This is a genomic window from Planktothrix sp. PCC 11201, assembly GCF_900009135.1.
Lineage (GTDB): Bacteria > Cyanobacteriota > Cyanobacteriia > Cyanobacteriales > Microcoleaceae > Planktothrix.
In genome coordinates, this window is record NZ_LT797688.1 from 477,590 (window position 1) to 493,110 (window position 15,521).

Annotated in this window: 2 protein-coding genes; both read left to right on the forward strand. The window is 38.3% G+C overall.

Annotated features, from left to right (window positions below; all coding sequences use genetic code 11):
• The first annotated feature begins 6 nt into the window (after positions 1–6).
• On the forward strand, positions 7–558 hold the full coding sequence (locus PL11201_RS02915; protein WP_079677123.1) for an EF-hand domain-containing protein: 552 nt from the start codon (positions 7–9) through the stop codon (positions 556–558).
• A 212-nt stretch (positions 559–770) separates the two neighbouring features.
• Positions 771–15,419, forward strand: coding sequence for an amino acid adenylation domain-containing protein (locus PL11201_RS25775; RefSeq protein WP_144017655.1), 14,649 nt, complete (start codon positions 771–773; stop codon positions 15,417–15,419).
• The last annotated feature ends 102 nt before the right edge of the window (positions 15,420–15,521 follow it).

Here is a 15,521-nt window from a genome sequence, read left to right on the forward strand (position 1 = left end):
TAATTTATGACACTGACCGAATTACAGCAGAAAAAACTGAAAAAATTGTTCGATGCTTATGATTTCGATTCCAGTCAAAGTCTTGCAAAATCAGATTTTGAGTCATTCATAGGAGATTTAACTAGCAAACTGGAATATCAGAAAGGAAGCGCCGATTATCAGAGAGTTGAGTCTGAATTATTGGAGTTTTGGAATGGTCTGGAGCAAAAAGCAGGACTCAGCCCAGATGGGGAAGTAACATTGGAAGCGTGGCTGTCATATTTTGACAATCTGCTGCTTGACGAAAATTTCCCCTCAGCAGGAATTGACTATGGAGTTAATTTAATCTTCAACATCATAGACAAAGATGGTGATGATAAGATTTCTTTAGAAGAATATACGCAGCTATTGAAGTCTTGGAAGATTAGTGATTCCGAAGTTTCTGGGATCTATTCAAAGTTAGATCTTAACGGTGATGGTTCACTAAGTCGAGAAGAACTGAAACAACTTTACCATGACTTTTATTACAGTAACGATCCTGATGCTCCTGGAAATTCAATTCATGGATTAGTAGCGTAATAGTCATCAGAAATAGTTTGTTAGCTCTAATACTCGTTGGTTAGGAGGTTTAGGTCAACGATTAATTTGCATAAGCTAAGCAAACATTTTAAGTGCTAGGTTGAAAGATAAACTCAACCTACACATTTTTTTTCTTGCCGCCTCATGGGTAAAATGCAGTGATAACTCCCATTATTAGATCTATAACTAATTATAAAAAGCTCCGATGTTATATGATCGGAGAAGGAACATTATTACTTTCATGTAGTGAATATCTTATTGAACAAGGACAGGAAATTTGTGGTATTGTATCCTCAAATTCGTTAATTATAAAATGGGCAAAGGAACAAAAAATTCCTCTAACCGATTCAACTGAGAATTGGAAAGAAATTCTTAAAAAAACTGCTTTCGATTATTTATTTAGTATCTATAGCTTTTTCTTAATTCCTGATGAAGTTTTGTCTTTACCAAGGAGACAAGCCATTAACTTTCATGACTCTTTACTGCCTGAATATGCTGGATTTCATGCGACTTCATGGGCAATTATGCAAGGGGAAAAGCAGCATGGAGTGAGTTGGCATCTGATGACATCAAAAGCGGATGCAGGAGGAATTCTTAAACAGAAGGTCATTGATATTGGTAAAGATGAAACAGCACTGGAAGTTAATTTAAAATGTTATCAGGCTGGGATTCAATCATTTGCAGAATTAATCGATGATTTTGTTCGGGGAACTGTAAATATTAAGGAACAGAATTTAGATCGAAGAAGCTATTTTCCGCGTTATAAACGTCTGTTGCACGGGGGAGTTGTTTCATGGAAGACAACGGCAGAAGAAATTTATAATTTAGTTCGAGCTTTAGATTTGGGGCATTACCCTAAACCCCTTGGTGTTGCTAAGTTTCTGGTGAAAAAAGAGTTTTTTATTATTAAAACTTGTTCTGTCTTGCCGTCAGAGAAGAAATCACAACCAGGAAAAGTTGTCAATATAAATGAGCGCCAGATTCAAATCGCTACAGAAAACGGGTACATTCTGCTTGAAGAAATCCTCACAATTGAAGGGGAAGTATTAACAATCAGAGATTTTGTTGAACGTTTGGGAATTTATCAGGGGATGATCCTAACCGAATTAGATACCCAAATTGCCGAAAAAATAGATGCTTGCCTGAAGAAAATTACCCCCTATGAGACTACTTGGGTAAAACAATGGGAAAATTATCAGCCTGGGAAGCTCAATTGGTATTTTTCGGAAAATATAGCTATTAATTTTAGCGATCGCCCCATTATTTATCAAACTATACCCCTAAAAATTCCGACAGAATTATCAGCCTTTTTCGCTAGTCATCAATCAGAAAATCATCAAGATTTTTTAGCAGTCGCCTTCTTCTACTACCTTGCTAATATCAGCCAACAAGAATGTTTTGATATCGGGTATGGAAATCAAGAACTAATTGAAATATTTGAGGAATCGATCGGGTTCTTTGCCCCTTATGTACCCTTACGAGTCGAGGTAGAATTTAGAAAAACCTTTGCCGAATTTCTGCGTGATTGCCAGAAAAGTCTACAATCAACGAGACAAAATCATACCTATACAAGAGATTTGCGAAGTCGATATCCTTCACTTCAATCAAAGATCCAAAAACAATTATCTTTCCCTATAGTTACGCTACAAATAGACAATCCCGAAGATTATCAACCAAAGGGAGAAGATATTACTTTTATCATCTCTAATCAAAAAGTCGCTGGTTATCTGAAGTTTAATACTCAAGTATTAGAACAATTCAAAGTGGAAAAATTTGTCCGGGATTTTGAATCTTTTATCATAACGGATGTCATAACCAATAACTTTATAAAAAATGATGTTTTGCTTCTCGATTCTTCATCCACAGAAATGAACAACTCCGATCGAGATCGAGTTGATAAATGGAGACTGGTTTATAATCACATCTATGAGGAAGATCGAAAAACCTCCGAACAAGATCCCTTCTTTAACATAAATTGTTGGAAAAATAGTTATACCGGAAATAGAATGTCCGATGATGAAATGCGGGAATGGGTTGATTCTACGGTGCAAAGAATTCAAGAAGAATGTACACCTTCTCGCATTCTAGAAATTGGCTGTGGAACCGGACTTATTTTATCTCGCCTGCTTCCTGATGCCCTCTATTACTACGGAACAGATTTTTCGGAAAATGCCCTTGCCTATATTAAAGAATCTTACGATCACAGTTCCGAGAATATCAAGCATTTAGAACTATCACACAGATCGGCTGACGATTTTTCTTCATGGCCTAAACAAACTTTTGATACCGCAATTTTAAATTCCGTTATTCAATATTTTCCTAGTTTAGCTTATTTAAAAAAAGTAATAAAAGGAGTAATAGAAAAACTAGATGCTGGCGGAACTTGTTTTATTGGAGATGTTCGTAACGCTCTTTTATTGCCAATCTATTATTCTTCTGTTGCTTTATTTAACGCCGCAAAAAAAATTCCTTTGGAGCAATTAAGGCAACAAGTATTAAGGCGCGGAACTCAGGAAGAAGAACTCTGTGTTGCTCCAGAATTTTTTCTAAAAATCGGAGAAGAATTTCCCGAAATTAATCATGTCGAAGTTTTGTTAAAAGAAGGAAATAGTGTCAATGAACTAACCAAATTTCGGTATGATGTAATTCTTCGACTAGGAAAGAAAGAAACAAAAGCGGGGGAAATTCCCTGTTTAGATTGGCACAAGGAAAACTTAAATCGGCAAAAAGTTCAGAAAATTCTACGTGGCGATCGACCTCAGTATTTGAAGATTATCGGTATTCCTAATCGTCGCATTTCACAGGATGTAATGGCCTGGAGTTACATAGAATCAGCAGCAACTAATGAAACAGTTGCAGATCTACATCGCAGGTTACGAGAATTGGAAGTGATCGGAGAAACTCCCCAAGATTGGCAGCTTTTGGCTAAAGAAGAAGATTATGCTGTAACTATCAGTTGGTTAGGAAGCAATGCTACAGGAGACTTTGACGTAATTTTTAGATTACCTTCGGCAGAAAAAATCACTCTCAATAATTTGAGAACCACATCTCAACACATAACTACTTCAAAGGAAGAAACGATGTTTTCTGGAGAAAAATATAATATTCCTGTCAAATATCCCAGAGAAAAACGTATGGTGGATTTGTTTGTGGAACAAGTCCGAAAAAACCCAAACGCTACAGCACTCGTTTATCAGAATCAGAAATTAACTTATCAAGAATTGGCGGAACAGATCGATCGATTAGCAACTTATATCCGCAGTCAGGGAATAAAAGAAGAAGATTTAGTTGGTGTTTTTGTTCAACCTGCGCTGGAAATGCTGATCGCCTTGCTTGCGGTGATGAAAGCCGGAGCCGCATACTTACCATTAGATCCCTCTTATCCTGGGGAACGAATCGCTTATATACTTGATGATGCTCAAGCATCCTGGGTAATCACTCAAAAGGAAATTGCGGTAAACTTACCCGCAGTTAACAGTAAAATTTTATATGTTGAAGATAGAGAAAAAATAGAGCCAACGGAACGACAGATGAAATGGGAAAAAAATGGCGATCAAGGAGATTCTCTAGCTTATGTTATTTATACATCTGGGTCTACTGGTAAACCAAAAGGAGTTGCCATTGAACATCATAGTTTGACGAACTTTTTATGCTCAATGGCAAATGAATTCAATTGTGGACAGGATGATTATTTATTGGCGCTAACTACCTTTTGTTTTGATATCTCGGCACTAGAATTATATTTGCCTTTAATTACCGGAGGTTGTGTTGAAGTTCTGCCTAGCGAAATTACGCGAGATGGCTTAAGCTTACGAGAAAAAATAGAGAATACTAACTCCATTACTATGATGCAAGCAACACCAGCTACTTGGCAAATGTTGCTGTCATCTGGATGGGAACCGAAAAAATCACTAAAACTTTTGTGTGGTGGGGAAGCTCTCAGTGAAGAATTAGCACAGAAGTTATTGCAGAAAGAAATACAATTGTGGAACTTATATGGGCCTACAGAAACAACAATTTGGTCTACTTTAGCTAGAATAAATTCTGGCGATCGAATCACAATTGGTCGCCCGATCGCAAATACACAATGTTATCTCCTTGATGAACAACAAAACCCAGTTCCTGATGGAGAATTGGGGGAATTATATATTGGTGGCGAAGGGGTGGCTAGAGGATACCTAAGACGACCGGAAGAAACTAAGAAAAAATTTGTTAATAATCCCTTTACACCAGAAGGTTCCCCACCTTTATATCGGACTGGCGACTTAGTAAAACGGTTGCCTGATGGACGGATGATCTATGGTGGACGCATCGATTTTCAAGTAAAGTTGAGAGGCTTCCGAATTGAATTAGGGGAGATTGAAAGCGCACTCAGAAAATTAGAAAATGTAGATGATGCGGTGGTTGTGTTGCGAGAAGATGGACTCGATAAAAGACTCGTAGCATTTATTTTAGATAAACAGGGACACAGCTTATCTGTTACGAGAGAATGGACGGAAGAACTCAAAGAATGGTTGCCTCAATATATGATTCCGTCAAGCTTCATTTGTTTGCAAACCTACCCACAAACACTTAATCGCAAGATCGATCACAAATGTTTATCTACAGTTTCCCTAAATAAATTGAAAGAAGATTACGGCTTTCCAGAAAAGTCTTTTAATCAGTTATTAGAACAAGACTTGCGAGAAATTGTTGCTCAGGTCTTAAAGTTAGAAAATACAACTTTAGACATAAATTTAAATATTGGAGAATATGGATATAATTCATTACGCTTTACCAGTTTGAGCGTAGCACTGAATAAAACATATAATATTAAAACAAACCCGACAATATTTTATCAGCATTCAACTATTAGCAAAATTGCTAAATATTTAAAAGATAATTTTCCAGAAACTTTAACACAATATTATCAGCAACATCTAAAAACACTGTCTTCTGATTCAGAACCACCTAGACAAGAAAAGCAAGTTTTACCTGTATTTGATTCAAAGCCAACTCCCAGTAGATTGGATGATGCGATCGCAATTGTCGGCATAGGCGGAATTCTGCCAGGGGGAAATACATTGACAGCATTCTGGGAATCCTTACTCCAAGGAAAAGATGCTATCCGAGAATTGCCACAAGATAGACCCGATGGTGATTATTATTGCCAGAAAATGCAAGAAATTGGAATCAAACAAGTTTTGGGCGGCTTTATTGATAATGTTGATAAATTTGACGCATCTTTCTTTGGGTTGTCACCAAGGGAAGCCGAGTTAATCGACCCACGCCAGCGATTATTGTTACAGACAGTATGGGAAGCTATTGAAGACTCAGGCCATAAACCTTCCGATTTTGCTGCTCAAGAAATGGGAGTGTTTATCGGCGCAACTGGAGCGGATTATTGGGAATTGCAGCAACAGCGCAATCAACAAATAGAGGGCTACACTCTTTCTGGATATTCTACTTCGATAATTGCCAATCGAATCTCCTACTTATTCAACTTTAAAGGCCCAAGCTTTGTAGTAGATACTGCCTGTTCCAGTTCTTTGATGGCAGTTCATCGAGCTATACAGGCAATTAAAACGAACTCTTGTGAGTTAGCATTGGCGGGCGGAGTAAATCTCATGCTCAGTCCCCTATTCCATTTGGCATTATCAAAGGGAGGTTACTTAAGTGAGGATAGCAGATGCAAAACATTCGATCGATCTGCCAACGGATACGTTCGAGGCGAAGGCGTTGGGATTGTGTTGCTTCGTCCCCTCAGTCAAGCGTTAGCAGATGGAGATACCGTGTACGCCGTGATTCGTGGCTCAGCGGAGAACCACAGCGGTCGGACTAATTCTTTAACTGCGCCAAGTGTAGATTCTCAAAAAGAATTGTTAGTCACAGCGTATGATGAAGCCAACATCGATCCCGATTTATTAGGTTATATCGAAGTTCACGGCACAGGCACTAGTTTAGGCGACCCGATAGAAATCAATGCCCTGAAAGAAGCATTTAAAATTATTTATCAAAAATCGGGAAAAGAAGGAAAAGGAAGAAATAATCATTGTGCGCTAGGAGCGTTAAAAACAAATATTGGGCATTTAGAAACTGCTGCGGGAATTGCTGGTTTGCTTAAGGTTGTGTTAGCGATGAAATATGGTTGCCTTCCTAAATCGCTACATTTTCAGGAACAAAATCCTTATATCGATTTACAGGAAAGTCCATTTCGGATCGTTAAAGATCGGGAAAATTGGCAACGTTTAAAAGATGATGCAGGTCGAGAATTACCCAGACGAGCAGGAGTAAGTTCTTTTGGGTTTGGAGGAGCGAACGTTCATATTGTACTTGAGGAATATTTATCCTTAGCATCAACAAATCAAAAATCAAAACCCAATAGTAATAATTCTCAATCCTGTTTGGCAGTGTTGTCCGCTAAAAATGAGAAACAACTAAAAGTTTATGCTCAAAAATTGCACGATTTTCTCAAGAATCAAATTGAGAATCATCAAGAATCGATCGCTCTCCGAGATCTGACATACACTTTACAAATAGGCCGTGAGTCAATGACAGAAAAACTGGCTTGGGTTGTATCGGGAATAGAAGAGTTGCTCGATCGACTTTCCGCTTATCTTCAAAACCGACAAGAAGACCTTTGTATTCGGGGAAGCTCGGAGTCAGGTAAAAAAGTCCCGGCATTTGAGGGAAAAGAAGGAATCGCGTTTATTCAAAGTTTAGCTAAAAGTCAATCTTGGCAGGATATCGCTTCTTTATGGGTGATGGGATGTAATATAAATTGGCAAAGTTTATATCCCCCAGAAAATTACCCGCAACGTTTACATTTACCCACTTATCCCTTTGCCGAAGAGAGCTATTGGCTGCCAAATATAAAACCAGAAAATATAAAATCAACACTAGGAAAACAGACGGAAAATAATCTGCAAGATCATCCATTAATTCAACACCAAGTTGCAGCAGACGGGGGACAAATTTTTACTAGTATATTGCGAGCCGATGCCTTTTACTTAAAGGATCATATTGTTAATGGAGAAAAAGTGTTACCTGGGGTGGCAACGATAGAAATGGCACGCATCGCTGCCGAGATAGCCGAAGGGAAAAAGGTGCGGAAAATTCGACAAATTGTTTGGGCACGCCCGATTCAGGTGAACAGTTCTTCTTTAAACGTTGAACTATATTTGCGACGGATCGATCGATCCGTTATATTTGAAATTCGGGATGAAAAAGGAGCAGGCAAAAATTCTATTTACACGCAAGGAAAAGTAGTTTACGAAGAAGAAATTCAAGAGTCAAATAATGTAGCCAAAACAATAGATATTGAGGCGATTAAACAAAGCTGTTTAAAACATATAACTGGTAAAGAGATCTATGATCGAATACGTAAATTCGGACTAGAATTAGGAACAACATTTCAACCCATTAGAGAGTTAGTTAGTAACGATAAAGAAGCTTTATCTACTCTGGAATTACCTGATATTTTAGCAGAAGACGCAAACAAGTTCATGCTCCATCCTTCGTTAATGGATGGTGCTTTACAAACCGTGTTGGGGGGCCCTTGGGGGTTAACTTCTTCTTCATTGCACATTCCTTATACAATAGGTGAAGTGGAAATTTTCGGATCGGTAGCTCAATCCTGTTATGTATATGCGGTTTGTTCAGGAAAAGGGATGGCTACCAATAATCGCGGATTTGGCGATCGCTATGATGCCTATATTCTAGATCGAACTGGGAAAGAACTTGTCAGAATCAAAAATTTCCTGTTAAGACCTGTACACAAAAAAAATCAGCCCCCAGTAGAAACATTAGATGTGTTAGATGAACAAGCTTTATTAGACTTAACGCTGAATGATTTAGTTGGCATGGTATCTGCTATTTTGAAAATGCCAAAAGAAACAATTGTCATATCAAGAAACATGAGCGATTATGGATTTGATTCCATCAGTTTTATGGAGTTAGTAAATCCAATTAACCAAACATTTAACCTAGAGATTACTCCCGATTTATTTTTCGAGCATTCTTCATTAGAAAACTTAGCAAACTATTTATGCCAAGAATTTCGCAGCCAATTAATTCAACATTATAATTTGACGGCAAAACCGAAATTATTAGATCCGGTTAAACCATCATTAGAAGCATCTTATATTATAGATGAACAGGCTTTATTAGACTTAACGATAAATGATTTGGTTGGTATGGCTAGTTCTATTTTGAAGATGTCGAAAGAAGCAGTTGTCACATCAAAAAACATGAGTGATTACGGCTTTGATTCCATTAGTTTTATGGAATTAGTTAATCCAATTAACGAAACATTTAACTTAGAAATTACTCCCGACCTGTTTTTTGAGTATTCTTCATTAGAAAAACTAGCAAATTATCTGTGCCAAGAATTTCGCAGCCAATTAATTCAACATTATGAATTGGTTTCCCAACCGGAATTTCCCCAATCTGACTATGTAAATACAATAACTGTTGAAGAGCGAATTAACCATAAAAGTACTGAATTAAAGAACGCGAATGAACCGATCGCTATCATTGGTATTAGTGGTATCTTTGCTGGAGCGCAAGATCTAGAATCTTTCTGGCAAGGACTCATCGAGGGGAAAGATTGGATTGTGGAAGTCCCTCCAAGTCGCTGGGATTGGAAAACCTATTATGGCGATCATAAGACAGAGGACAATAAAACTAAATCCAAATGGGGCGGATTTATCAGTGAGGTAGATGTTTTTGATGCTGCCTTTTTCGGAATTTCACCGCACGAAGCGAGATTGATGGATCCACAACAGAGGTTTTTTCTGCAAGCTGTATGGAAAATGGTCGAAAATGCTGGGCTGCAAATGTCCGCTTTATCAGGTACAAAAACCGGGGTTTTTGTGGGCGTAGCTAATACTGATTATGGTGATTTATTGAAAGCTCATGCTCCTTCAGTTGAAGCCCATACATCAACGGGTACTTGTCCCTCAGTTCTAGCCAATCGAATTTCTTATTTGTTCAATTTACGCGGCCCCAGTTTACCCATAGATACAGCCTGTTCTAGTTCATTGGTAGCAGTAAATTATGCCGTTGAATCTATCCGTAATGGTAGTTGCGAAATGGCGATCGCTGGAGGAGTAAATATTATACTCACACCGCATTTTACCCTCTCATTTAGTAAGTCGGGAATGCTGAGTGAAGATGGACGCTGCAAAACTTTCGATCGCAAAGCAGACGGCTATGCTCGTGGAGAAGGTGTTGGGGCAATTTTGTTAAAACCTCTTAAACAAGCAGAAGCAGATGGTAATATCATTCATGCTGTCATTCGTGGCACAGCCATTAATCATGGGGGTCATGCAAATTCACTAACAGCACCCGATCCAAATTCTCAGGCTCAGGTGTTGATTAATGCTTATGAAAATGCAAATGTCGATCCTTCAACTGTTACTTATATTGAAGCACATGGCACAGGGACTAGTTTAGGAGATCCGATCGAAATAAAGGGTTTGAAAAAGTCATTTACAGAATTGCAAAAACGCTGGGGAACAACAAACCCAAAACAATTCTACTGTGGAATTGGTTCTGTAAAAACGCAAACTGGTCATTTAGAAGCAGCCGCAGGTATCGCCGGACTCTTAAAAGTAGTTCTTTCCCTGAAACATGAAAAAGTACCTGGAATTCTTCATTTTCAAGAACTCAATCCTTACATTAACTTGGAAAAAAGTCCATTTTACATTGTTAACCAAACAAAAACCTGGGAGCGTTTACGCAATGCTGAGGGAGAGCTAATACCTCGACGGGCGGGGGTAAGTTCTTTTGGTTTTGGAGGCGTAAACGCGCACGTTGTTTTGGAAGAATATGGAAAACCATCCAGTATTTTAAGGCATTCAAATCGGAATCAAGATTATTTAATCGTACTTTCGGCAAAAAACAAAGAACGTTTAGGAGAAATTGTTAAAAATCTCTGGAATTATCTCAGAGAAAACCAGTTGCAATCTTACCAAAAAACTGCCATTTGGGATATCACTTATACACTCCAGATTGGTAGGGAAGCTATGCAGGAACGATTGGCTTTAGTCGTATCGAGCCTTGAAGATTTGATCGACAAATTAGATGCTTATAATCAAGGAATTTCACCCATAGCCAGAGTATTTTCCGGTAGTGTAAAACCGTCACCAACAAAACTTGAGAAGCAGTCCGAAAAATCAAATAACAGCAGTTTAGTTCAGCAAGCAGTTCAACAAAAAGCACTAGAAAAAGTGGCTCAACTCTGGATTTCGGGTAATTCAATTGATTGGAATTTATTATATACAGAGTCTCCGCAACGGATTGAACTGCCCACTTATCCTTTTGCAAAAACCCGTTATTGGCTCCCTATCGATCGCCAAAAAGAACATCAATCCCCAACTACGACAATCATAAATAATGAAACAATCGAGAATCAAACTTCGGATACAGAAACAAACTTTTTAGAGTTGTATCGATCTGAATGGGTACCCCAACCTTTAGGGAATCAACAATTAAAAAATACTGTCTCTTTACAAATTAGCACAAAAAAAGTATTAGTGGTAACTCCCCCTGAAAACATCTGGCTGGAAAGCTTGTTAGTTAGAGCTTATGCTCAAGATGAAGTCTTATTGATAAAATTAGGGGAGATGGAAAATCCCCAGACTTGGTTGAGTAGTCTCGATCATCTGGAAAATCTCGATGCTATCTACTTTCTTGGTGGCATACAACCATTTTTATTGGATGAAAATTGCGATCGAATAGACCAATTAGAGCGAAGTCAAGAGTTAGGAGTTTTTTCTTTATTCCGGCTACTCAAAGCATTGCATAAGCGTTTAATGGGAGGAGCACCTTTATCTCTAAAAGTAATTACTTGTGGCGTTCACCGCATTCTTCCTGATAGCAAAATATATCCTTTTGCAGCCAGTATAAATGGGATGAGTATCACCCTTGCCAAAGAATACCCGTTATTAAAGGTAAGCTGTTTTGATATTGACCCGGAAGCCTTCGGCAAAAATTACCCGGAACAACAAAAAGAGTTTCTGATCAAATCAATTTTAGAAGAGCCAGCATCCGATCGCGGACAAGAAATAGTCCTCAGAGCCGGACAGCGATATGTCCGCACCCTCTACCCACTGGTGCTACCTCACCCTTCACAGGATCATCTGCGAACTAATGGCGTGTATCTGATTCTCGGCGGAATGGGAGGAATCGGATTAACTTTAAGCCAATATTTAGCAGAAAATTATCAAGCTCGATTGATTTTAATCGGTAGAAGTCAGATGGATCGGCAGAAAAAAGACCAGATTGCCGATCTTGAATCTAGAGGAGGTACTGTTTTTTACGGTCAAGCCGATGCTACAGACTTTAATAGTATGAAACAGGTTATTGCCGAAGCTAAAGCTCGATTTGGCTCGATTCACGGAGTTTTCCATTCAGCTTTGGTATTAGAGGATAAAAGCCTAGCTTCAATGGATGAAAATGCTTTACGAGTTGCCTTAGACCCTAAAGTAAAAGGCAGTGTGATTTTACATCATTTAGTCAGAGAAGAAGATTTAGACTTTATGATGTTTTTCTCTTCCATTCAAACCTTTATGGGCAATCCAGGACAGAGTAATTATGGTGCAGCTTGTGCTTTTAAAGATGCTTATGCTCACTATCTGAATGCAACAGAAAATTACCCAGTTTATATTATTAATTGGGGATATTGGGGAACTGTGGGAATAGTAGCCCAAAAATCCTATCAACAGCGTTTAGCTAAACAAGGTATATATTCTATTCAACCTGAAGAGGGGATAGAAGTTATTCAGCGAATGTTTGGTTCGATCGCATATCAAGCGATCGCCATGAAGACTAGCAGAGAATTTTCAGAAAGCTTAGGCGTAGATCGACAATATCAAGTAGAAGTTTTACCTCAATCTCAATCTCAATCTATTTTATCTTTAGTTGAAACCCTGGCAACAAAACTTCAGCAATCTATCACAATCGAGCCAGAAGGACTAAAATTCTGCAAGGCTTTGACACAATTAGAAAATTGGGGGACAAGATTTTTATGCAAAGTTATACAAGAGATGGGAGGGTTTGATCGAGAAACCCTTCAGATTTTACCCCAATATTCTCGTTTATATGACTGTATAGTAGATATCCTAAGCCGAGCAGGTTTGACACAAATCGATGGTCAAGGCAACATTTATTTGCTAAAAGATCGCATTCAAGAAAGGGAATTCTCCGAGCTAGAAAGAGAAAAACAACAATTATTATCCATTTATCCCCATCTCAAAGCACATATACGTTTATTAGAAGAATGTCTCAGTCATTTTCAGGAAATTTTGACAGGAAAATGTTTAGCAACTGACGTAATGTTTCCTCATTCTTCTCTGGATTTGGTAGAGGGGATTTATCAAGGAAATCCGATCGCCAATCATTTTAATCAACTAGTTGCTAACAGCGTAGTTTCCTATATTTTGGCTCGTCTCCCACAAAGAAAGGGCGATGAGAAAATTACCATCCTAGAAATAGGAGCCGGAACAGGTGGAACTAGTGCTGCTGTACTCAAAGCGATCGCACCTTACAGCCATCTAATTAAATATGTGTACACAGACATTTCTTTAGCTTTTGTTAATTATGGAAGAGAACAATTTAGCACAGATTATCCTTTCACAGAGTTTCGCGTTCTCAACATAGAAAAAGAAGTGTCTGTTCAAGGCTTCCATAAAGGAAACGTCGATCTAGTTTTGGCAACCAATGTGTTACACGCTACTCAAAATATTCGGCGAACTCTTTCTCATACTAAGGTATTGTTAAAGAAAAATGGTTGGCTCATACTCAATGAAGCGACCGAAGTTCAAGATTTTGCTACCCTAACTTTCGGTTTATTATCAGGTTGGTGGCTTTATGAAGACGAAACATTTAGACTTCCCGGAGCGCCATTACTCAGCACAAGTATGTGGGAAAACGTTCTGGAGAAAGAAGGCTTTGGGAAATGTGTTTTTCTCAACGATCGAGAAGATTTTGCCAACCTACGTCAGCATTTAATTATTTCTGAAAGTGATGGTTTAGTGAAACAGCAGATTTCCCATCAAGTGAAAGAGAATAATCAAATTGAATTAATGCTATTGTCTGAAATAAAGCGATCGACCCCTCAAGCATCACCTACAAATAAACAACCCAAGGATTTAGTTAAAGAAACCGATCATAATTCTGCCGATTTATCTGCAAAAACAGCGCAATTTTTGCAAGAAATAATGAGCGAGATTCTGCAAATGCCTGGGGAAGATATAGATGTTAACACAGCATTTGTAGATTACGGAATGGATTCAATTTTACTCAACCGATTTCATCACATTTTAGAAACAAAAATTTGCATTTTGGCGAAAAGCTTGCTTTTGGAATACCAAACAGTAAAGGAATTAACAGATTATTTATTATCCGATCATTGTCAAGAACTCATAAAAGTAATAGGTGGCTCAAATCAAAACTCGGAACAAGAAATAACTCAGAAAAAAGCTCTGACAACCCCAAACAATAACAACAGAAATATTCCTCAGCAAGATCGAGTTACCGAAAACGATATTGCTATTGTGGGGCTTTACGGACGTTATCCCCAAGCTGAAAATCTGACTCAGTTTTGGGAAAATCTAAAATCTGACACTAGTTCTATTACTGAAATTCCCAGAGAACGTTGGGATTATCAAAATTTTTACGATCCTGAAAAAGGGCGTGAAAATAAAATGTACTGCATCCAAGGGGGCTTTTTAAAAGATATTGACAAATTCGATCCTATTTTCTTTGGAATAACACCACTAGAAGCAAAAGCAATGAATCCAGAAGAACGAATTATGCTAGAAATAGTTTGGTCAACTCTGGAAGATGCTGGCTACTCTCGACAAGCCCTAAGTAAACAAAAAGTGGCTGTGTATTTAGGAGCAAATGCCTTTGGGTATCCACTGACAAAAATCAATGGAAATATCAATACTCCGATCGATTTTACCACCTACAATTTACCGAATCGAATTTCTTACTTTTTCAACTTCACGGGGCCAAGCATGGCAATAGATACCTCTTGTTCCTCCTCGCTAACAGCAGTGCATTTAGCTTGTGAAAGTATCAGACGTGGAGAGTGTGACGCAGCAATTGCTGGAGGAATTAATTTATATTTGCATCCATCAAAGTACTTACTACTAAGTCAATTTAGACTGTTATCATCTCAACCATCTTACAACTTATTTTCTCAAGATGGAGATGGATTTATTCCCGGAGAAGGAGCTGGAGCAGTGTTATTAAAATCATTACAACAAGCTAAAAAAGATAAAGATCATATCTACGGTGTAATTAAAGCTTCCGCAATACTTCATAAAGGTCGAAGTAATGATTTTCTTTTACCTTCTCCTCACGCGCAACAATTGTTAGTAAAAGAGGCGATCGCCAAAGCAGGATTTAGTGTTGAAAGCATCAGTTACTTGGAAAGTCAGGCGATGGGATCTGCTGTGGTAGACTCTGCGGAATGGGCGGGAATCAGTCGAGCTTATCGTTCATTAACCGATCGCACAAACTTCTGTGCTTACGGGTCAGTAAAACCGAATATCGGTCATTTGGAGACAGCTTCCGGTATAGCACAATTAACCAAAGTTTTGCTACAAATGAAACACCGTCAATTATTGCCAACGCGCTTTTCTGCGGAACTCGATCCAGCGATCAAATTAGAAAATTCTCCTTTCTATCTCCAACGGGAACTAAGTCCTTGGCAGAGAATTCGGGTCAAGAAAAATGGCTCATGGCAGGAATTTCCCAGGCGTGCTGCTATCAGTTCTGGTGGCGGTGGCGGAATGCTATCCCATCTTATTGTTGAGGAATACGATCCACACACATTAGAAAAAATTAGGCATAAAGGAAGAAAATCATGAGTGAAGAACTGATAGTAGTTTCGGCTAGAACAGAAGAACAACTTACCCTATATATTAGGAGTTTAAAAGATTATTTGCTTTCCCAAAATTCAGCTTCTCTAG

Bases quoted from the DNA above. Each gene is read 5' to 3' on its own strand.
- PL11201_RS02915 (WP_079677123.1), top strand. From the start codon at position 7: ATGACACTGACCGAATTACAGCAGAAAAAACTGAAAAAATTGTTCGAT.
- PL11201_RS25775 (WP_144017655.1), top strand. From the start codon at position 771: ATGATCGGAGAAGGAACATTATTACTTTCATGTAGTGAATATCTTATT.